Genomic DNA, 19,447 nt, shown 5'->3' with positions numbered 1-19,447 from the left:
GCGGGCGGGCGGGACGGGGCGCAGCCGGGCGGTCGTCTCCACCGGCGGCACGGGCGGGCCGGCGGGCACGGGCGGTGCGGATCCGGCCCGCGGGGCCGGGGGCGCGGGTTCGGCCCGCGGGGTCGGCGGTGCAGGGACCGGCGGCGCGGCTGCGGGGCCGGGTACGGGCGGAGGGGTGGTCGGGCGGGGCGGCACTGGAGCGCGCTGCGCCTCGGTACTCATCCGTCCCCCTGGTCCACGTCCCCGCACCGCCCACGGACCGCCGTTGCGCACGGGCCCGTCGGTCGATCGTGTGACGGTCACTCTACGGGGTGGACGACGCCCCGTGGGAACGGGACGGAGGGTGCGGGACGATCTGCACCGAACGTCCCCTACCCAGTGGTACGGCCGTCTGGCAAGCTGCGGCCATGACTGCCCGCACCGCTGACCGGAGCCGCTACAACCGGGCCACCGCCCATCTCGACGCCCCGGTGGCCGTCGTCGACCTCGATGCCTTCGACGCCAACGCCGACGACCTGGTGCGCCGGGCGGCCGGGAAGCCCATCCGGGTGGCGAGCAAGTCGGTACGCTGCCGGACCCTCCTGGAACGGGTGCTAGCGCGTCCCGGCTTCGCGGGGATCATGTCGTTCACGCTCGCGGAGTCGCTGTGGCTGGCCCGGGCCGGATTCGACGACGTGCTGCTGGCCTATCCGTCGGCCGACCGGTCCGCGTACGCCGAACTGGCGGCCGATCCGAAGCTCGCGGCGGCCGTGACGGTGATGGTGGACGATCCCGCGCAGCTGGAGCTGATCGACGCGGCGCGGGCGGGCGGCACCGAGGAGATCCGGGTCTGCCTGGAGCTGGACACCTCGCTGCGGCTGCTCGGCGGCAGGGTCAGGATCGGCGCTCTGCGCTCCCCTCTCCGCTCCTCCGCCCAACTGGCCGAGCTGGCCCGCTCGGTGGACCGCAGGCCCGGCTTCCGGCTGGTGGGCCTGATGGCGTACGAGGGTCACGTCGCCGGGGTGGGCGACTCGATCGCCGGCCGGCCGCTGCGCTCGCGCGCGGTCCGGCTGATGCAGGCGGCGGCCCGCAAGGAGCTGGCGGCCCGCCGCGCGGAGGTCGTGCGGGCGGTCCGCGCGGTGGCGCCCGGCCTGGAGTTCGTGAACGGCGGCGGCACCGGCAGTGTGCAGCACACCGCCGCCGAGTCCGCGGTGACGGAGATCGCGGCGGGTTCCGGCCTCTACGTGCCGAGGCTGTTCGACAACTACACGTCGTTCAGGGGCCGTCCGGCGGCGCTGTTCGCGCAGCCCGTGGTGCGGCGGCCGGGTGTGGGCGTGGTGACGGTGCTCGGCGGCGGCTATCCGGCGTCCGGGGCGGCGGGCGCGGACCGCCTGCCGGTGCCGTATCTGCCCGAGGGCCTGCGCTACGACCCGCAGGAGGGCCCGGGCGAGGTCCAGACTCCGTTGCTCGGCGCCCCGGCGGACGATCTGCTGATCGGCGACAAGGTGTGGTTCCGCCACGCCAAGGCGGGCGAGCTGTGCGAGCGCTTCGACGAACTGCGGCTGATCGAGGGCGACCGGATCACGGCCACCGTGCCGACGTACCGCGGTGAGGGCCGCACGTTCCTGTAGTACCCGCTCAGGGGCCGACGGTGCTGCCCACGCCGCCGCTTGTGGCGTCGCCGATCGGGCGGATGCCCCGGGTGATGGTGTCCATGAGGGAGAGCGGCAGGTCGTCCTGGCCCGCGTCGAACGCGAGGCGCACGATGACCGGCGTCTCGCTGCCCACCGCGGAGGGGAAGACGAGCGACTGCACGTAACCGCCGGGGCCCTTCCCGGTGGTGACCTGACGGCGCACCAGATATCCGGTGCGTCCCGCCACGGTCACGGACTTGGACGCCAGCTCCTTGTGGGACCTGATGCCCCCGTGGATGCGGTCGTCGACGGCGTCCTTGCCGTAGGCGCGGTCGGCCGCCGTCCCGATGTCCTCCTCGGCCAGCGCCTTCATGTCCGTGAGGTCGGTGCCGCCGGCCGTCCGGACCGTGACGGTGCCGTGGTAGCAGAAGCTTCCCGAGTCTCCCGGGCAGCTGTAGGAGCCGACCGTACGCATCGTGGAGGCGTCGTCGAGGGTGCTCTCCGGCTTCTCCCAGCCGTCGGGAACCGGGATCGTGACCCCGTTGAGCTGGTCGACCAGCACCGTGGGGTCGTCCTCCGGGCCCTCGGCGGGCGTCGGGCCGGGCGCGCTCGCGCTGTCCGTGGCGGTGGGGGGTGCGCTGGTGCCGGGCGATGACGTCGGCTGCGTACCGCCGTCATCGCCCAGCACCAGGAAGCCGGTGACGGCGGCGGCGACGACGAGCAGGCCTGCCACGGTCAGGGCGACGGCACGGGTGGTGCCGGCTCCCCGGGGCGCGGCCTGCGGCTGGAGCCCGACCGGCCGGGTGACGGCCGTCGAGCGGGTGTACCCGGTCCAGGCCGTGCCGTCCCACCAGCGCTCGCTGCCGGGCACGTGCACGTCCGGGTACCAGCCGGGCGGAGTCGCGTTGCTCATACCGCCACCCTAGAAGTGTCAGTCGAGGGGGGTCACGTACGCCCCCGAGATTCCGCCGTCGACGAGGAAGTCGGTGGCGTTGACGAACGAGGAGTCGTCGCTGGCCAGGAACGCGACGGCCGCCGCGATCTCCGTGGCCTCGGCGAACCGGCCGAGCGGAATGTGGACGAGCCTGCGGGCGGCACGCTCCGGGTCGGTGGCGAACAGCTCCTGGAGCAGAGGGGTGTTGACCGGGCCGGGGCACAGGGCGTTGACCCGGATCCCCTCGCGGGCGAACTGCACCCCGAGTTCACGGGACAGGGCGAGGACGCCGCCCTTGGACGCGGTGTACGAGATCTGGGAGGTCGCCGCGCCCATCCGGGCCACGAAGGACGCGGTGTTGATGATCGAGCCGCGGCCCTGGCGCCTCATGTAGGGGAGGGCGGCTTTGCAGCAGAGGTAGACGGAGGTGAGGTTGACGTCCTGTACGCGTTTCCAGGCCTCCAGCCCGGTGGTGAGGATCGAGTCGTCGTCGGGCGGCGAGATGCCCGCGTTGTTGAAGGCGATGTCGACGGAGCCGTAGGTGTCGTCCGCCGCGGCGAAGAGCGCCTCGACCTGGTCGGGGTCGGTGACGTCGACGCGTACGAAGGTGCCTCCCGCCTCCTTCGCGGCGGCCTTGCCCGCGCTCTCGTCGATGTCGCCGCAGACGACGTGCGCCCCTTCCGACGCCAGCCGGCGGGCGGTGGCGAGGCCGATGCCGCTGCCCGCCCCGGTGATGACGGCGGTGCGGCCGGTCAGGCGGCGGCAGATGTTCCCCGTGTCGGTGGTCATGTGTGTTCAGGCCTCCGTGCCGATGAAGACGTTCTTGGTTTCGGTGAAGGCCGCGAGGGCGTCGGGCCCCAGTTCACGGCCGAGCCCGGACTGTTTGTACCCGCCGAACGGGGTCCAGTAGCGGACGGCTGAATGGGAGTTGACGGAGAGGTTCCCGGCCCTGACCGCCCGGGAGACCCGCAGGGCGCGGCCCACGTCACGGGTCCAGATCGAGCCGGCCAGTCCGTGTTCGGTGGCGTTGGCCAGCCGTACGGCGTCCTCCTCGTCCTCGAAGGGCACGACGACGGCGACCGGGCCGAAGACCTCCTCGGTGGCGACGGGGGCGTCGGGGGCGATCCCGGTGAGGACGGTCGGGGGGAACCAGAAGCCGGGGCCGGTGGGCGCACTGCCCCGGATGCCGTCCGCGCCCGGGGGTACGTACGCGCGGACGCGCTCCAGCTGGGTCCGGGAGATCAGCGGGCCCATCGCCGTCCTCTCGTCCGACGGGTCCCCCACGACGACGGAGGCCACGGCCGGGACGAGGAGTTCCAGGAAGCGGTCGTACGCGGACCGCTGGACCAGGATGCGGGTGCGGGCGCAGCAGTCCTGGCCCGCGTTGTCCAGGAAGGACATGGGCGCGGCGGCCGCTGCGGCCTCGATGTCGGCGTCGGCGAAGACGATGTTGGGGCTCTTGCCGCCGAGTTCGAGGGTCAGCCGCTTCACCCGGTCCGCGCACCTGGCCATGATCTGCTTGCCGACGCGGGTCGACCCGGTGAAGACGATCTTGGCCACGCCCGGGTGTTCGACGAGGGCGTTGCCCGCCACGTCCCCCGCGCCGGGCAGTACCTGGAAGAGGTGTTCGGGGAGGCCGGCGTCGAGACCGAGCCGGGCCAGCCGCAGGGCGGTGAGCGGGGTGGTCTCGGCCGGTTTGAGGAGGACGGCGTTGCCGGCGGCGAGGGCGGGGGCGGCGCCCCAGGCCGCGACCGGCATGGGGAAGTTCCACGGGGCGATCACGCCGACGACGCCCAGCGGTTCGAGGAACGTGAGGTCGATGCCGCCCGGTACGGGGATCTGGCGCCCCGTCAGGCGTTCCACTCCCCCGGCCGCGTAGTCCAGCAGGTCCCGGACGTTGGCGGCCTCCCAGCGCGCGTTGCCCAGGGTGTGGCCCGCTTCGGTGACCTCCAGGAGGGCCAGTTCCTCGGCGTGTTCGTCGACGAGGACGGCGAAGCGGCGCAGCAGCCGGGCACGGTCGCCGGGCGCCAGGCCGGCCCAGGTGCGCTGGGCGGCCGCGGCCCGTGTGACTGCGGTGTCCACCTCGGCGGCGGTGGTGGCGGGGACGGTGGCGACGAGCTCCTCGGTCGCCGGGTTCAGGACGCGGTGTTCGTGGTTCACGGGGTGCCTCACAGACGTTCGAAGGAGCGGCGGAGCTCCCAGTCGGTCACCGCTGCGTCGAAGGCCTCCAGTTCGACGCGCGCCATGTTGCGGTAGTGCGCGACGACGTCGTCGCCGAAGGCCTCCCGGGCCACCTCGCTGTCCTCCCAGAGGGCGGCGGCCTCGCGGAGACTGGCGGGGACCTGGTCGTATCCGGCGGTGTAGGCGTTTCCCTCGCAGGCGTCGGGGAGTTCCAGTTCGTTCTCGATGCCGTGGAGCCCTGCGGCGACGAGGCCGGCGACCGCGAGGTACGGGTTGACGTCCCCGCCGGGCAGCCGGTTCTCGAAGCGCATCGAGCGGCCGTGGCCGACGACGCGCAGGGCGCAGGTGCGGTTGTCGTGGCCCCAGGCGACGGCGGTGGGCGCGAAGGAGCCGGGCTGGAATCGCTTGTAGGAGTTGATGTTCGGCGCGTACAGCAGGGAGAAGTCGCGCAGGGCGGAGAGCTGGCCGGCGAGGAAGTGCCGCATCACGGGGGACATCGCGCCGCCCTCGCCCGCCATGACGCTGTGCCCTCCGGTGTCCTGGAGCGAGAGGTGGATGTGGCAGGAGTTGCCCTCGCGCTCGTTGAACTTGGCCATGAAGGTGAGCGAGACGCCTTCCTGGGCGGCGATCTCCTTGGAGCCCGTCTTGTAGACGGCGTGCTGGTCGCAGGTGACGAGGGCCTCGTCGTAGCGGAAGACGATCTCGTGCTGGCCGGGGTTGCACTCGCCCTTGGCGGACTCGACGCTCAGCCCGGCGGCCGCCATCTCGTTGCGGATGCGGCGCAGCAGCGGTTCGATGCGGCCCGTGCCGAGGACCGAGTAGTCGATGTTGTACTGGTTCGCCGGGGTGAGGCCGCGGTAGTCGCGGTCCCACGCCTCCTCGTAGGTGTCCTTGAAGACGATGAATTCGAGTTCCGTGCCGACGTGGGCGGTCAGTCCGTGCTCGGCGAGGCGCTCCAGCTGCCGCCGGAGGATCTGGCGGGGCGCGGCGACGACAGGCGAGCCGTCGTCCCAGGAGAGGTCGGCCATGACCAGGGCGGTCCCCTCGTGCCAGGGGATCAGGCGCAGGGTCGTGAGGTCGGGTCGCATCGCGAAGTCGCCGTAGCCGTTGGACCAGGAGGACATGGCGAACCCGTCGACGGTGTTCATGTCCGTGTCGACGGCGAGCAGGTAGTTGCAGCCCTCCGTGCCGTGTTCCAGCACCTCGTCGAGGAAGAAGGACGCCGCGAACCGTTTGCCCTGCAGCCTGCCCTGCATGTCGGTGAAGGCGAGGACCACGGTGTCGATCTCACCGCGCTCGACGAGCACGCGCAGCTCGTCGGTCCCCAGCGGGGGTGTTCGGTCTGCCACGGGATGCTCCTCGTTCGGTCAGCCGGAAGGCTTAAGGTATGGGAGAAAACCATTGGGGGGAAGGGAATCGGGACGTGGCGGAAGAGACCGGGGAGCCCTGGCCCTCCGGCCGGCTGCTGCCCGCACTGCGGCCGGTCCGTGCGGGCAACGGTTTCGAGGAGGCGCTGGAGCAGATCCTCCAGGTGGTCCGGCTCGGCCTGGTGCCCGGCGGCGGGCGGCTGCCGGCCGAGCGCGAGCTGGCCGGGCTCCTCGGGATCAGCCGCGTCACCCTGCGCGAGGTCCTGAAGGTCCTCCAGGACCAGGGTCTGATCGAGGCACGGCGCGGCCGGTACGGCGGTACGTTCGTGCGTCACCGCACCGGCCCTGCCGACGGTGACGAGCTGCGCCGCCGGATGGGGGGCGTCGACATCGAGGACATCCTGCTGTTCCGCGAGGTCCTGGAGTCGGGGGCGGCCGGGCTCTGCGCGGCGCGCGGCCTCGACGACGAGGGGGCGGACCGGCTGCGTACGGCTCTGGCGGCGACACACGAGGCACCTCTGCCCGACTACCGCAGGATCGACACCCTTTTCCATCTGACGCTGGCCGAGCTCTCCGGCTCCCCCTCGCTGGCCGCCCGGTACGCGGCTGTGAGGGCGGGCGTCAACGACCTGCTGGACTGCATCCCCCTGCTGGTGCGGAACCTCGAACATTCGCAGCGTCAGCACACGGCCCTCGTCGCCGCGGTGCTCGACGGCGACGAGACGGGCGCACGGGCGGTGATGCGCGAGCACTGCGCGGGGACCGCCGCACTGCTCCGCGGCTTCCTGGCTTGATCCAGCCCTTCCGGATCACTGCTCTTGCGTGACGGCGCCGTACGAACAAAGGTATGACGCAACACCATTGCACCGGGCCGGCCGGCAGACCGGCCGCCGGAGGGACCGCACCATGCACGAACCGCTCATCGGCGTCACGACCTATCTGGAGCCGGCGGCTCGCTGGGGCGTCTGGGAACTCCCCGCGGCGGTGCTCCCCGCCGCCTACCCCGCGCTGGTCCAGCGCTCCGGCGGGCTCGCCGCACTGCTGCCGCCGGACGACCCGTCGAAGGCCGCGGCCGTCGTGGCCCGGGTGGACGGCCTCGTGATCGCGGGCGGCGCCGATGTCGACCCCGGACTGTACGGCGCGGAGCGCGACTTCAGGACAGGGCCGCCGGCCCATGAGCGCGACACCTGGGAAGTGGCCCTGCTCCGCGCGGCGAGGGAGGCCGGCACTCCGGTGCTCGGGATCTGCCGGGGCATGCAGCTGCTCAACGTGGCGCTGGGCGGCACGCTGACCCAGCATCTGGACGGCCACGCGGGGCCGTTCGGCAAGGCCGGGATCCTCGGCGAGCACCCGGTGACGCCGGTCCCGGGGACGCTGTACTCCTCGCTCGTGCCCGAGGAGGCGTCCGTACCCACGTACCACCACCAGGCCGTGGACCGGCTCGCGCCGGGCCTGGTCGCCTCCGCCCACGCGGCGGACGGCACGGTGGAGGCGATCGAGCTGCCGGGCGACCGGTGGGTGCTCGGGGTCCAGTGGCACCCGGAGATGGGCGACGACCTGCGGATCATGCGGGCCCTGGTGGCGGCGGCCCGGGCGGGGGCGGCCGTACCCTCCGCCTGAGGCCCGCCACCCGACAGCGCCCGGGGGCGTCAGCGCTCCCGGGCCTCGCGGGCGGTCAGGGAGAGCAGGTCGCGCGCCGGCCCGGTGGGCCGGTGGCCGGCCGGCCAGACCGCGCGCAGCTGACGGCGCAGCCGTACGCCCTCGACCGGGACCTTGACCAGGCGCCGAGCGGAGAGCTCCTCGCCCAGCGCGAGTTCGCTCAGTACGCAGGGGCCGGCTCCGCTCTCCGCGGCCCCCTTCACCGCTGTGGTGGAGGAGAGTTCGAGCAGGGGGCGCGCCAGCCCGCCGTGCACGGCGAGGGCGGCGTCCAGGACCTGGCGGGTACCGGACCCGTGTTCACGCAGGATCAGGGGCGTCGCGGCGAGCTCCCCCGGCGTCAGCCGCTCGCGGCCCGCCCACGGATGGGAGGGCGCCACCACGACGACGAGCCGGTCGTGCGCGATGACGGTGCCGTCGAGACCTTCCGGTATCGAGAGCCCCTCGACGAAGCCCAGATCCGCCTCACCGGCCAGCAGCCGCAGGGCGACCGCCGCCGAGTTGCCCGCGAGCAAGGACACGGCGGTGTCCGGGCGTTCGGCCCGCAGGGCGATCAGCCAGCCTGGCAGCAGGTACTCCGCGATGGTCATGCTCGCGGCGACCCGCAGCCGGGAGTCGCGCCGGTCCCGCAGCGCCTGGGCTCCCGCGTCGAACGCCTCGGCGGCCTCGACGACCCTGCGCGCCCAGTCGGTGACGAGGGCGCCCGCGTCGGTCAGCCGGGAGCCTCGCGGTGAGCGGTCCAGGAGCGCGACGCCCAGCTGCCGCTCCATCGACCGGATGCGGCCGGAGGCGGCGGGCTGGCTGATTCCGACGTCCCGCGCCGCCCTGCCCAGGCTCCCGTGCCGCGCGACGGCGAGCAGCAGCACCATGGCTCCCAGGTCGGGGACGCGGTGGGGCAGGGAGGAGGGCGTGGACAGAGGACGGGACATAAGCCCAGCCTATGACCTCATAGCCGCGCGCTCCCTGGTGGGCGTCGGTGCGCCCGGCGAGAATCGTGGCATGGCCATCTTTCCGCAGACCAAGACCGGGACCCCTCCCTCCCGGCCCGTCGTCCCCCGGCTCCCGGCCCTGCGGTACCTCGGCCCCAACTGGTACGCGACGGTGATGGGGACCGCCATCGTCGCGACGGCGGGCGCCGCGCTGCCCGTGGACGTTCCGGGTCTGCGGACCGTCTGCGTCGTGGTGTGGGCCCTGTCCGCCGTGGCACTGGCCTCCGTGCTGGCCGCCCGTGCAGGGCACTGGATCCTGCACCGGGACCAGGCCCGCGCCCACCTCCTGGATCCCGCGGTCGCCCCGTTCCACGGCTGTCTCTCCATGGCGCTGCTCGCCGTCGGGGCGGGCACCCTCGTGGTGGGCCAGGACGTCATCGGCCGTCCCGCCGCCCTCGCCGTGGACGTGCTGTTGTTCACGGCGGGCACGGTCGCGGGCCTCGCCGCCGCCGTGGCGATCCCGTACCTCATGGTCGTACGCCACCGTCCTGCCCCGGGCACCGCGTCGCCGGTCTGGCTGCTGCCTCTGGTGGCCCCGATGGTCTCGGCCGCGGTCGGGCCTCTGCTGGTGCCCGAGCTGGCCCCCGGCCAGGCGCGAGAGGCGCTCCTGCTGGCCTGTTACGCGATGTTCGGACTGTCCCTGCTGGCGACCCTGGTGGTCGTTCCGCTGGTCTTCGCGCGGCTGGTCCACCACGGCCCGCCGGCGCCGGCACTGACCCCGACGCTGTTCCTGGTGCTCGGGCCGCTCGGCCAGTCCACGACCGCCGTGAACCAGCTGGCCGATGTGGCGCCGGGCGCGATCGCGGCGCCGTACGCCTCGGCGTTCGGCGCGTTCGCCGTCCTGTACGGGGTGCCGGTGATGGGGTTCGCCCTGCTGTGGCTGGCCCTGTCCGTCGCGCTGGTGGTGCGCGCGATGCGGCGCGGCATGGGGTTCACGATGACGTGGTGGGGGTTCACCTTCCCGGTCGGCACGTGTGTCACCGGCGCGGCGGGGCTGGCCCGGCACACCGGGCTGGACGCGTTCACCTGGCTGGCCGTGGTGCTCTACGCGCTGCTGGTGACCGCCTGGGCGGTCGCCGGCGCCCGGACGCTGGGCGGGCTCTTCAGCGGAGCGCTGCTCGCAGCGCCCCGGCCGCTTCGGCCAGTGACGGTCCGTACCACGTGAGGTGACGCCCGTCGACGAGCACGGCGGGCAGGCCGGGGAAGGCCTCGGGCCCGTCGGCGGCGGTGAAGCGGTACGGCTCGTCCGGGAGTACGACCAGCTCGGCACCGGACACGTTCAGCTCGGCCAGGGGGACGCGGGGGTAGCGGTCCTGGTGGCCGGCGTACACGTTCCGTACCCCGAGGCGGGCCAGCAGGTCGCCGGCGAAGGTGTCGCGGCCCAGCACCATCCAGGGCCTGCGCCAGACCGGCACGATCGCGGGGCGCGGGGCAGGAGGGGGCGGCAGCGCCGCCCAGGCGGTCCGGGACTCCTCCAGCCAGTCCGGCCGGGGCAGCCCGCAGGCGGTGAGGACCCGTTCCATTTCGGCGAAGGCCTGGCCGAGCGTGCGGACCTCGGTGACGAGGACGTTCAGCCCGGCCTCTCGAAGGGCGGCCACGTCCGCCTCCCGGTTCTCCTCCTCGTTGGCGACGACGAGGTCGGGACGCAGGGCCGCCACGGCGGCGGTGTCGGGGTTCTTCGTGCCGCCGATCCGGGCGGCGGTCAGCCCCGCGGGACGGGTGCACCAGTCGGTGACGCCGACGAGCAGCCCGGGGGCGGTGACGGCGACGGCCTCGGTGAGCGACGGGACCAGGGAGACGACACGCATCGGCACCGCCCCGTCAGCGGCGCGAGTCGTACGTGGCGTCGATGTGCTCGGCGACCGAGACGACCAGCAGCCGGGTGCCCGGCACGGTAGCCCGCCACCGGTGCCGCACCCCGCCGGAGAGGAAGAGGGTGTCGCCCCGGCCCAGCCGGTGGGCCCGGCCCTCGGCCTCGACCTCGACGGCACCCTCCACGACGTACATCACCTCGTCGTTGCGGTGCTGGAACTCGCGCCCGAGATCCTGCTCGCCGATGAACTCCAGCGCGCTGAGCTGGTGCCTTCCGCGCACCAGCCTGCGTACGCCGTCCTCGTCGTCCGCCCGTACGACATCCACGGCGCGCGCCGAGTCCGCCGCGGCCCGCAGCCGCTCGGTCGTGGTCTCCAGCGCCTCCGCCACCCGGTCCAGGGAGCGGGGGCTGGGTCTGGCCCGTTCGTTCTCGATCTGGCTGAGGAACGGTACGGACAGACCGCTGCGCCCGGCCACCGCGGCCAGGGTGAGTCCGAGGCTCCTGCGGCGTCGGCGGACCGCCGCGCCCACTCGAAGGGCTTCCTTGTCGTCCATGTCCGGCTCCCTCCCCGGATCGCCATCCTCCCGGTTGCCAGCACCCTACGCATGTCGTTTGCGCGACGAAGTGGAGACCGACGGACAGAGAACCTCGGGAACCCCCTCCGACCAGCCTGAAGGGGACGGTCCCGGTTCGCGACCGGGGCCGTCCCCTTCAGGGTGACGCGTGGGTGGACCAGTGGATCAGCTGCCGACGGGCGCCAGCTTCTCCACCACGTCCGGGTTGGCGTCCATCCAGCGGCGGGCGGACTCCTTCTCCTTGCCGGCGCCGCCCTTCTGGAGCTCCACCTCGAGCGAGGCCAGCTGCGCCTCGGTGAGCTTGAAGTCCTTCAGCCAGCCGGTCAGCTCCGGGAAGTCCTTGGCGAAGTCCTTCTTGGCGACCGTGTGGATCTGCTCGCCCTTGCCCCAGGCACCCTTCGGGTCCTTGAGCTTCTTCAGGTCGTGCTTGCCGTAGGCCCAGTGCGGCGACCACAGGGTCACCACGACCGGCTCCTTCTTCTTGATCGACCGGTTCAGCTCGGCCAGCATCGACGAGGTGCTGGAGGAGACCACCTCGTACTCACCTTCGAGGCCGTACTCCTTGAGCACCTTCTTGTTCAGGGTGCCCATCATCCCGGCGCTCGACTCGATGCCGATGATCTTGCCGTTGAACTTCTTGCCCTGGCCCTTGAGGTCCTCGAGCGAGTCGATGCCCTTGACGTACGACGGAACCGTCAGCTCCAGCGAGGTCGGCCCGTACCAGGAGCCGAGATCGACGAGGTTCTCCTTGTACCGGTCCCAGTAGTCCTTGTGCGTCGTCGGCAGCCAGGAGTCGAACTGGACGTCGAGCTGCCCCTGTGCGAGACCCGTGTAGAGCGGTCCCGGGTCGAGCTGCTTGACCGTCGTCTTGTATCCCCGGTCCTCCAGCATGTTCTGCCAGAGGTAGGTGGAGGCGATGGCCTCGTCCCACGGGAAGTACCCCATGTTGACGGTCTTGCCCGCGTCCTTGCCCTGCTGCGCACCGCCGCCGCCCGGCACCGGGGCCAGCTTGTCGACCAGGCCGGGGTTCTTCTTCAGCCAGGCACGGACGCCGTCCTGCTCCTGGCCCTGGCCGGCGGTCTGGATCTCGTTCTCGAGGCTCGTGAGCTGCTTCTCGGTGAGCTTGAAGTCCTTGAGCCACTTGGAGACGGCGGGAGCCTTCTCGGCGAAGCCCTTGTGGGCGACGGTGTGGACCTCTTCACCCTTGCCCCAGGCACCCTTCGGGTCCTTGAGCTTCTTCAGGTCGTGCTTGCCGTAGGCCCAGTGCGGCGACCACAGGGTCACCACGACCGGCTCCTTCTTCTTGATGGAGGCGTTCAGCTCGGCGAGCATCGAGGAGGTGCTGGAGGAGACGACCTCGTACTCGCCCTCCAGGCCGTACTCCTTGAGCACCTTCTTGTTCAGGGTGCCCATCATCCCGGCGCTGGCCTCGATGCCGATGATCTTGCCGTCGAACTTCTTGCCCTGGCCCTTGAGGTCCTCGAGCGAGTCGATGCCCTTGACGTACGACGGAACCGTCAGCTCCAGCGAGGTCGGCCCGTACCAGGAGCCCAGGTCGTCCAGCTGGTCGCTGTACTTGTCCCAGTAGTCCTTGTGCGTGGTCGGCAGCCAGGAGTCCGTCTGGAAGTCGATGTCGCCGCGGGCGACGCCGGAGTAGAGCGGACCGGCGTCGAGCTGGGTGATCCCGGTCTCGTAACCGCGCTGCTCCAGGATCTCCTTCCACAGGAAGGTGGAGGCGATCCCCTCGTCCCAGGGGATGTACCCCATGTTGATCTTCTGGCCCTGGCCGACGTTCCCGCTGCCGGCCTGATCGGCCTTCGAGTCGCCGGAACCGACGATGTTGAGGCCGCCCGCGACCAGCGCGAGGACGACGACACCGGTCATCGCGACGGCGGTTCCCGGCTTGTAGTGGGTGAACCTCAGCCGACGCGCACCGGCGGCGACCTTGGCGGCGGCGCGACGGCCGAGCGGGGAGACCCGCTCGTTGAGCGCGCCGGTCATCCGGTCCAGGTACATGGCGAGGATGACGACGGCGATCCCGCTCTCGGCGGCGAGGCCGACCTGGAGCTGCGTGATGGCCGCGTACACCTTCTCGCCGAGGCCGCCGGCGCCGGCCATGCCGCCGATGACGACCATCGACAGGGACAGCATGATGACCTGGTTGATTCCGGCCATGATCGTCGGCAGCGCGAGCGGCAGCTGCACCCGGGTGAGGGTGTGCTTGGGCGTGGTGCCGAAGGCCGCTGCGGCCTCGACCAGCTCGCCGTCGACCTGGCGGATGCCCAGCTCGGTCATCCGGACGCCGGGCGGCATCGCGAAGACGATGGTGGCGATCACGCCGGGGGTGACGCCGACGCCGAAGAACATGACGCCGGGGATCAGGTAGACGAAGGCGGGCATCGTCTGCATGACGTCGAGCACCGGCCGCAGCGTGGCACTGACCCTGTTGTTGCGCGCCGCCCAGATACCCATGGGCACCGCGATGACGATCGTGATGACCGCGGCCACGACGACCAGCGAGAGGGTGGCCATCGCCTCGTCCCAGAGGGCGAGGGAGTCGATGAGCGCGAACCCTACGAAGGTGAGCACGGCGGGCACCACCCCGCGCAGCCAGAACGCGAGGACGGCGAAGATACCCGCCATCAGCAGCGGCTCACCACCGCTCAGCACGGCGTTGACGCCGTCGTACATCCCGCCCAGCACCGTCTTGATGGCGTCGAAGATCCAGGTGAGGTTCGACTGGAGCCAGTCGACCACGTCCTCGACCCACGCGCCGAAGGTGAACCTAGGCACCGGCGATCACCTTCTTGACCTCACGCGGGGCCGGGACCTGGCCGTCGGCCTGGCTGTCGACCTGCGGTTCCTCGCCGAGCGCGGCGAGCAGCCTGGCGCGCGGGACCATGCCTATGACCTTGCCGTCCTCATCGGTGACGGCGACGGCCGCCCCGCTGGTGGAGCAGGGGGTGAAGAGCTCGGCGATGGGCGTCTCGGCGGACACCGTCGCGGGCGCCTCGGCCTTCAGCTCGGCGTCGGAGCTGCCCGCCGCGGGCGCCTCCATGATCGAACCGGCGGTGAGCACCCGGGAGCGGTCGACGTCCTGGATGAAGGACGCGACGTAGTCGTTGGACGGCCGGACGAGAATGTCCTCGGCGGTGCCCTGCTGGACGATCTCGCCGTCCCGCATCACGGCGATACGGTCGCCGAGGCGCATGGCCTCGTTGAGGTCGTGCGTGATGAAGACGATGGTCTTCTTCAGACGCTTCTGCAGTTCGAGGAGCTGGTCCTGCATGTCTCGCCGGATCAGCGGGTCGAGCGCGCTGAAGGACTCGTCCATCAGGAGCAGGTCGGCGTCGGTGGCGAGCGCGCGGGCCAGCCCCACACGCTGCTGCATGCCGCCGGACAGCTCGTCGGGCCAGGACTTCTCCCAGCCGGCGAGGCCGGTCATCTCCAGCGCCTCGGCCGCGCGCGCCTCACGCGCGGCACGCGGGACGCCCTGGACCTCCAGGCCGTACGCGGCGTTCTCGAGCACGCTCCTGTGGGGGAAGAGCGCGAAGTGCTGGAAGACCATGCTGATCTTCCTGGAGCGGACGGTGCGCAGGTCACGGGCGCTCAGGGCGGTCAGGTCCTGCCCGTCGAACAGCACTCGGCCGGCGGTGGGCTCCAGCAGGCCGTTGAGCATCCGCAGCAATGTGGACTTCCCCGAACCGGAGAGTCCCATGACGACGAAGATCTGGCCAGGTTCCACGGTGAACGAGGCGTCGATCACCGCTGCGGTCGTTCCGTCGGCGCGCAGCTCGTCGCGGTGTGTGCCGCCCTCGAGCTTCTGCACAGCTTGATCGGGTCGTCTGCCGAACACCTTGTACAAGTGCTCAGCTTGCAGCCTTGACACATACACCTCACGCGTTGAACCGAAAACGGTCTGCCACCCCGTCGGCAGACCGTGGAGCGGTGCGGATTCGGTCCGCAGAGCACGCGCACTTTGTTGAAAAATGGACGTGGTCCGCTCCGATGCCGCGCCTGCCCTCACTTACGCGACCCAAACACGTGTGTGATTCAGATCACTCATAAGAAACCGCTGTCGCGGGAACCGCGCGCTCCACCCGGCACGACTGTCGCAGGGGTACGGCATCATCGGGGTGTGACGCGACGCCTGATGCTCCTCGACACCGCCTCCCTCTACTTCCGCGCCTACTTCGGCGTTCCGGACTCGGTGCGCGCACCGGACGGCACCCCGGTCAACGCCGTGCGCGGACTGCTCGACTTCATCGCCAGGCTGGTCCAGGACCACCGGCCGGACGACCTGGTCGCCTGCATGGACGCGGACTGGCGCCCGCAGTGGCGGGTCGACCTGATCCCGACCTACAAGGCGCACCGGGTGGCCGTCGAGACCAGCGAGGGCGTCCCCGACGAGGAGGAGGTCCCGGACACCCTCTCCCCGCAGGTCCCGGTGATCGAGGCCGTGCTGGACGCGCTCGGGATCGCCCGGGTGGGCGTCGCGCCGTACGAGGCGGACGACGTGATCGGCACGCTGGCCGGGCGGGCCACGGGCCCCGTGGACATCGTGACCGGGGACCGCGACCTCTATCAGCTGGTCGACGACGCCCGCGGGGTGCGGGTGCTCTACCCGCTGAAGGGCGTGGGGACGCTCCAGGTGACGGATGAGGCCTGGCTGCGCGGGAAGTACGGCGTGGACGGCAGCGGATACGTCGACCTGGCCCTGCTGCGCGGCGATCCGAGCGACGGGCTGCCCGGGGTCCCCGGGATCGGCGAGAAGACGGCGGCGAAGCTGCTGGACGCCTTCGGCGATCTGGCCGGCATCATGGCCGCGGTGGACGATCCCGCGGCCCGGCTGACCCCGTCCCAGCGCAAGCGGCTCGACGAGGCGCGGGACTATGTGGCGGTCGCCCCGAAGGTCGTCCGTGTCGCCGATGACGTGCCGCTGCCCGATTTCACCCCCGAGCTTCCCCGCGAACCGCGTGATCCCGCGGCCCTGGAGGCCCTCGCGACCCGATGGGGTCTGGGAAACGCGCTGCAGCGCCTGCTCCTCACACTCCAGACATGAAGGTGCTAACTTAGGTAAGCCTAAGTACGTAGAACCTCATATGGACCCGCCCACATCCGGGTCCAGAGCTAGGGAGCACTCCGTGGCAGAGCGGCCGCAACGCCGGACACCGAAGGCGCAGGGGGCGCAGGTCCTGCGCACCGAGCAGATCACCCCGCACATGGTGCGCGTGATTCTCGGCGGCGACGGCCTGGCCGGCTTCACCCTCGCCGGGTACACCGACCACTACATCAAGCTGTGCTTCGCCCCGGAGGGCGCGGACTACAGCCACCCCTTCGACATGGCCAGGATCCGCGAGGAGTACCCGCGCGAGCTGTGGCCCACCACCCGGACGTACACCGTGCGCTCCTGGGACCCCGACGCCCGCGAGCTCGCCGTCGATTTCGTGGTGCACGGCGACGAGGGCCTGGCGGGCCCCTGGGCGGCGCGCGCACAGCGCGGCGACCAGGTGACCTTCCTGGGCCCCGGCGGCGGTTACGTCCCGGAGGCCTCGGCCGACTGGCATCTGCTGGCGGGCGACGAGAGCGCCCTGCCCGCGATCGCCGCGTCCCTGGAGCACCTGCCCGAGGGCGCGGTGGCGCACGCCTTCGTGGAGGTGTCCGACGCCTCGGAGGAGCAGAAGCTCGTGGAGCCGGAAGGCGTCTCGGTGACCTGGCTGCACCGCGGCGACCGCCCGGTCGGCGAGGCTCTCGTCGCGGCGGTGAAGGAGCTGCGGTTCCCCGACGGCGAGGTGCAGGCCTTCGTCCACGGGGAGGCGGGCTTCGTGAAGGAGATCCGGCGCCACCTCCGCGTGGAGCGCGGCATCCCGCTCCCGCAGCTGTCGATCTCGGGCTACTGGCGCCTCGGCCAGAACGACGACGCGTGGCGCGCGGTCAAGCGCGAGTGGAACGAGCAGGTGGAGCGCGAGCAGGAGAGCGCCTCGTAATCCTCCCCGCCCTCCCCGTGACCCGGTCGCCGTCCCGGACGGTGACCGGGTTTCGTGTGTGCCCTCACTCCCCGGCCCCCTCCTCCGCTCCACCCTCGTAGGCGCGGGCGGAGGCGTCCACATGGGCGAGCCGCCTGAGGGCGCCGAACATGGCCTCACCGAGCACCGTGCCGACCACCACGCTCTCCACCAGGTCCTCGCGCGCCACCCGACGCCGGACGTAGTCGAGGTCCGCGTGGGCGATGGGCTCGGCCGCGTCCGCGTAGACGTCGAGCAGTTCGACGAAGCCGCCGTGTCCCGCCCTGTGCAGGGCCGCCAGCACACCCGCCAGCGACCGTCCCGCCGGGCTCTCCGCGCGCACGAACCAGCCGCGCCGCGCCAGCAGCGCGGCGACCTCCTCGCGCGCCTCGGCCGACTCGGGCCCCTCCTCGGACTCCTCGTACTTCTCGGGCTCCTCGGGCGTGATGCGCCTGGCCGCCGCACCGAGCACCTTGTGCACCGGCTGGCCTGGATCGTCGACGGCCTCCAGGACCTCCGCGATGGCGGACAGCGACAGCCCTCCGACATCCAGGAGGGCGCGGATCAGCCGCAGCCTGCGCTCGTGCCCGTCGTCGTAGCGCGCCTGGTTGGGGCTGGTCAGAATGCCGGCGGGCAGCAGCCCCTCTCGTACGTAGTACTTGATCGTCGGCACCGGGACCCCGGACCTGCGACTCAATTCACCGATGCGCACTGTGCGTTCACCCTCCAGGAGGTTGCCGAGCCGACTCCCATCATAGATAGTTCCCCTATCGGATAGCAGGCAGTTCCACTATCCATATCTTCCCTGGGGGACCTATGCAGTCATGGCGCACATGGCACCGGCCGTTAGTTCTGTTCGCCGCCTCGATGATCGTGATGTCCCTTGTCGGAGCGGTGGGGATCCTGGTGGACGGCCGGGTCCTCGCGGGTGCGCCGATCTGGGCGAAGCCGTTCAAGTTCGCCGTCTCGTTCGTGGCCTACGCGCTGGCCCTGGCGTGGATGCTGACGCTGCTGACCCGGGGCCGGCGCGTCGGCTGGTGGGCCGGCACCGTGGTCGCCCTGGCGTGCGCGGGGGAGATGGTGATCATCACCGGCCAGGTGATCAGGGGGAAGCGGAGCCACTTCAACCACGGCACCGCGCTCGACTCGACGCTGTACGACGCGATGGCCGCCACCGTCGTCGTCCTCTGGGCCGGCACGCTCGTCATCGCGCTCCTGCTGCTCCGCGCACGGATCGCCGACCGCGCGTCGGCCTGGGCCGTGCGCTCGGGGGTGCTGATCGCCCTGGTGGGCGCGGGGTTCGGCTTCCTGATGGCGCGGCCGTCCGCCGGGCAGCGGGCGGCCGGCGGACTCGACACCGCGGACGTGGTCGGCGCCCACGCGGTCGGTGTGCCGGACGGCGGGCCCTCGATGCCGCTGACCGGCTGGTCGACGACGGGCGGCGACCTGCGCGTCCCGCACTTCGTCGGCATGCACGCCCTGCAGGCGCTCCCTCTGTTCGTGGTCGCCCTGATCCTCCTCGCGCCCCGGGCCGCCCGGCTGCGCGACCCGCGTGTGCGGCTGCGGCTGGTGCTCGTCACCTCCGGTGCGTACGCCGCGGTCGTCGCCCTGGTGGCATGGCAGGCACTGCGCGGCCTGCCACTGGTCCACCCTGACGGCCCGACACTCGCCGCCGCGGGGCTGATCGTCACCGCGACGGCCGCCGGGGTCCTCGCCGCACTCCGCCCGGCCTCCCCCGCCTCATCGGCCTCCGCGCCGGACAAGGAGCTCGTGTCATGACCGGTGCACTCTTCGAGATGACGTTCATGGCGGCCGCCCCGTTCTGGCTGCTCATGATCTTCGCGCCGAACTGGCGCCCCACCGCGCGCGCGGCGTCCTCGCCGCTGACCGTCCTGCCGGTGCTGACCCTCTGGGCCGTGATGGCCGCACCGGTGTTCCCGGAGCTGTGGGCCGCGGTGAGCAGCCCGGACATCGACACGTTCCGCGACCTGACGTCGCTGGCGAACGGCGCCGGGGCCGTCTGGGCACAGATCATCGCCTGGGATCTGCTTCTGGGGCAGTGGATGTTCCTGGAGTCGCGCAGGCTGGGGATGTCCCCGCTGGTGACGGGGCCTCTCCTGGTGCTGACGATCCTGCTCTCACCGATCGGGCTGGTGGTCCTCCTCGTCGTCCGTGCGGCCAGGAGGACCCGGTCACGGCCGGCCGGACGTGCGTACGAGAAGGTGGGCGGACCGGCCGATTCCTGAAGCGTCCGACCAATCCTCCGGGCCGCCGGCTCCGAATCACCCAGGAAACCGTTGCGTGCCCCGGGAGG

The 19,447-nt window shown here is 71.8% G+C and carries 18 protein-coding genes; 8 read left to right on the top strand and 10 right to left on the bottom strand.

The annotated features are described in order from the left end of the window. Positions 1-407: 407 nt before the first annotated feature. Entirely contained in the window at positions 408-1,610 is a 1,203-nt protein-coding gene (locus tag ACIQM3_RS30950; RefSeq protein WP_401630205.1) for an amino acid deaminase/aldolase, read from the top strand. A 7-nt stretch (positions 1,611-1,617) separates the two neighbouring features. Here ACIQM3_RS30950 and ACIQM3_RS30945 read toward each other — a convergent pair whose 3' ends face one another. Genes ACIQM3_RS30945 through ACIQM3_RS30930 form a run of 4 tightly spaced genes read right to left on the bottom strand, consistent with a single transcriptional unit; the run spans position 1,618 to position 6,077 of the window. Continuing rightward, positions 1,618-2,526 carry a DUF2510 domain-containing protein gene (locus ACIQM3_RS30945; RefSeq protein ID WP_401630203.1) on the bottom strand — a complete coding sequence of 303 codons (909 nt, stop codon included), beginning with the start codon at positions 2,524-2,526 and terminating at the stop codon, positions 1,618-1,620. An 18-nt stretch (positions 2,527-2,544) separates the two neighbouring features. Next, complete coding sequence (locus tag ACIQM3_RS30940) at positions 2,545-3,336, bottom strand: 3-oxoacyl-ACP reductase (RefSeq protein ID WP_393758201.1); 792 nt, start codon at positions 3,334-3,336, stop codon at positions 2,545-2,547. A 6-nt stretch (positions 3,337-3,342) separates the two neighbouring features. Beyond that, entirely contained in the window at positions 3,343-4,707 is a 1,365-nt protein-coding gene (locus ACIQM3_RS30935; protein WP_401630200.1) for an aldehyde dehydrogenase family protein, read from the bottom strand. Positions 4,708-4,715: 8 nt separating this feature from the next. Then, positions 4,716-6,077 carry a glutamine synthetase family protein gene (locus ACIQM3_RS30930; protein WP_401630199.1) on the bottom strand — a complete coding sequence of 454 codons (1,362 nt, stop codon included), beginning with the start codon at positions 6,075-6,077 and terminating at the stop codon, positions 4,716-4,718. A gap of 38 nt (positions 6,078-6,115) precedes the next feature. Between ACIQM3_RS30930 and ACIQM3_RS30925 the strand changes: the two genes are divergently transcribed. Together ACIQM3_RS30925 and ACIQM3_RS30920 are read left to right on the top strand one after the other, a co-directional pair. After that, positions 6,116-6,889 carry a FadR/GntR family transcriptional regulator gene (locus ACIQM3_RS30925; RefSeq protein ID WP_401630197.1) on the top strand — a complete coding sequence of 258 codons (774 nt, stop codon included), beginning with the start codon at positions 6,116-6,118 and terminating at the stop codon, positions 6,887-6,889. A 112-nt stretch (positions 6,890-7,001) separates the two neighbouring features. Next, positions 7,002-7,715, top strand: a complete 714-nt coding sequence (locus ACIQM3_RS30920; RefSeq protein ID WP_401630195.1) for a gamma-glutamyl-gamma-aminobutyrate hydrolase family protein — start codon at positions 7,002-7,004, stop codon at positions 7,713-7,715. Between the two features lie 29 nt (positions 7,716-7,744). On the opposite strand, the gene ACIQM3_RS30915 is transcribed toward ACIQM3_RS30920, so the two are convergent. Then, complete coding sequence (locus ACIQM3_RS30915; RefSeq protein WP_401630193.1) at positions 7,745-8,680, bottom strand: LysR family transcriptional regulator; 936 nt, start codon at positions 8,678-8,680, stop codon at positions 7,745-7,747. Between the two features lie 70 nt (positions 8,681-8,750). Between ACIQM3_RS30915 and ACIQM3_RS30910 the strand changes: the two genes are divergently transcribed. After that, positions 8,751-9,905, top strand: a complete 1,155-nt coding sequence (locus ACIQM3_RS30910; protein ID WP_401630192.1) for a TDT family transporter — start codon at positions 8,751-8,753, stop codon at positions 9,903-9,905. On the opposite strand, the gene ACIQM3_RS30905 is transcribed toward ACIQM3_RS30910, so the two are convergent. The 4 genes from ACIQM3_RS30905 to ACIQM3_RS30890 form a co-directional block, all read right to left on the bottom strand. After that, positions 9,844-10,548 (bottom strand): helical backbone metal receptor, encoded by a 705-nt coding sequence (locus ACIQM3_RS30905; protein WP_401630190.1) that lies wholly within the window; start codon positions 10,546-10,548, stop codon positions 9,844-9,846. The genes ACIQM3_RS30910 and ACIQM3_RS30905 overlap by 62 nt on opposite strands. 13 nt (positions 10,549-10,561) lie before the next feature. Next, positions 10,562-11,107 (bottom strand): helix-turn-helix domain-containing protein, encoded by a 546-nt coding sequence (locus tag ACIQM3_RS30900; RefSeq protein WP_401630188.1) that lies wholly within the window; start codon positions 11,105-11,107, stop codon positions 10,562-10,564. Positions 11,108-11,293: 186 nt separating this feature from the next. Further along, complete coding sequence (locus ACIQM3_RS30895) at positions 11,294-13,921, bottom strand: ABC transporter permease/substrate binding protein (RefSeq protein WP_401630186.1); 2,628 nt, start codon at positions 13,919-13,921, stop codon at positions 11,294-11,296. Further along, the gene (locus ACIQM3_RS30890; RefSeq protein WP_401630184.1) at positions 13,914-15,017 is read right to left on the bottom strand and encodes a glycine betaine/L-proline ABC transporter ATP-binding protein; all 1,104 of its coding nucleotides are present in this window, start codon (positions 15,015-15,017) and stop codon (positions 13,914-13,916) included. The genes ACIQM3_RS30895 and ACIQM3_RS30890 overlap by 8 nt, the downstream gene beginning before the upstream one ends. Before the next feature lie 264 nt (positions 15,018-15,281). Between ACIQM3_RS30890 and ACIQM3_RS30885 the strand changes: the two genes are divergently transcribed. Continuing rightward, positions 15,282-16,190 carry a 5'-3' exonuclease H3TH domain-containing protein gene (locus ACIQM3_RS30885; RefSeq protein ID WP_401630623.1) on the top strand — a complete coding sequence of 303 codons (909 nt, stop codon included), beginning with the start codon at positions 15,282-15,284 and terminating at the stop codon, positions 16,188-16,190. A gap of 82 nt (positions 16,191-16,272) precedes the next feature. Beyond that, a complete protein-coding gene (locus ACIQM3_RS30880; protein WP_401630182.1) occupies positions 16,273-17,115 on the top strand; it encodes a siderophore-interacting protein in 843 nt (280 codons plus the stop codon). 64 nt (positions 17,116-17,179) lie between these two features. On the opposite strand, the gene ACIQM3_RS30875 is transcribed toward ACIQM3_RS30880, so the two are convergent. After that, on the bottom strand, positions 17,180-17,806 hold the full coding sequence (locus tag ACIQM3_RS30875; RefSeq protein WP_401630180.1) for a MerR family transcriptional regulator: 627 nt from the start codon (positions 17,804-17,806) through the stop codon (positions 17,180-17,182). 143 nt (positions 17,807-17,949) lie between these two features. Between ACIQM3_RS30875 and ACIQM3_RS30870 the strand changes: the two genes are divergently transcribed. Beyond that, positions 17,950-18,912 carry a hypothetical protein gene (locus ACIQM3_RS30870; protein WP_401630178.1) on the top strand — a complete coding sequence of 321 codons (963 nt, stop codon included), beginning with the start codon at positions 17,950-17,952 and terminating at the stop codon, positions 18,910-18,912. Continuing rightward, positions 18,909-19,379 (top strand): ABA4-like family protein, encoded by a 471-nt coding sequence (locus ACIQM3_RS30865; RefSeq protein ID WP_401630176.1) that lies wholly within the window; start codon positions 18,909-18,911, stop codon positions 19,377-19,379. The genes ACIQM3_RS30870 and ACIQM3_RS30865 overlap by 4 nt, the downstream gene beginning before the upstream one ends. The last annotated feature ends 68 nt before the right edge of the window (positions 19,380-19,447 follow it).

This window comes from Streptomyces sp. NPDC091271, assembly GCF_044757505.1.
GTDB lineage: Bacteria > Actinomycetota > Actinomycetes > Streptomycetales > Streptomycetaceae > Streptomyces.
This window is presented reverse-complemented; position numbering and strand designations above follow the sequence as displayed.

Excerpts from the sequence above, each read along its gene's own strand:
- ACIQM3_RS30925 (WP_401630197.1), top strand. The coding sequence starts at position 6,116 with ATGGGAGAAAACCATTGGGGGGAAGGGAATCGGGACGTGGCGGAAGAG.
- ACIQM3_RS30865 (WP_401630176.1), top strand. The coding sequence starts at position 18,909 with ATGACCGGTGCACTCTTCGAGATGACGTTCATGGCGGCCGCCCCGTTC.
- ACIQM3_RS30915 (WP_401630193.1), bottom strand. The coding sequence starts at position 8,680 with ATGTCCCGTCCTCTGTCCACGCCCTCCTCCCTGCCCCACCGCGTCCCC.
- ACIQM3_RS30920 (WP_401630195.1), top strand. The coding sequence starts at position 7,002 with ATGCACGAACCGCTCATCGGCGTCACGACCTATCTGGAGCCGGCGGCT.
- ACIQM3_RS30950 (WP_401630205.1), top strand. The coding sequence starts at position 408 with ATGACTGCCCGCACCGCTGACCGGAGCCGCTACAACCGGGCCACCGCC.
- ACIQM3_RS30900 (WP_401630188.1), bottom strand. The coding sequence starts at position 11,107 with ATGGACGACAAGGAAGCCCTTCGAGTGGGCGCGGCGGTCCGCCGACGC.
- ACIQM3_RS30945 (WP_401630203.1), bottom strand. The coding sequence starts at position 2,526 with ATGAGCAACGCGACTCCGCCCGGCTGGTACCCGGACGTGCACGTGCCC.
- ACIQM3_RS30885 (WP_401630623.1), top strand. The coding sequence starts at position 15,282 with ATGCTCCTCGACACCGCCTCCCTCTACTTCCGCGCCTACTTCGGCGTT.
- ACIQM3_RS30870 (WP_401630178.1), top strand. The coding sequence starts at position 17,950 with ATGCAGTCATGGCGCACATGGCACCGGCCGTTAGTTCTGTTCGCCGCC.
- ACIQM3_RS30940 (WP_393758201.1), bottom strand. The coding sequence starts at position 3,336 with ATGACCACCGACACGGGGAACATCTGCCGCCGCCTGACCGGCCGCACC.
- ACIQM3_RS30910 (WP_401630192.1), top strand. The coding sequence starts at position 8,751 with ATGGCCATCTTTCCGCAGACCAAGACCGGGACCCCTCCCTCCCGGCCC.
- ACIQM3_RS30905 (WP_401630190.1), bottom strand. The coding sequence starts at position 10,548 with ATGCGTGTCGTCTCCCTGGTCCCGTCGCTCACCGAGGCCGTCGCCGTC.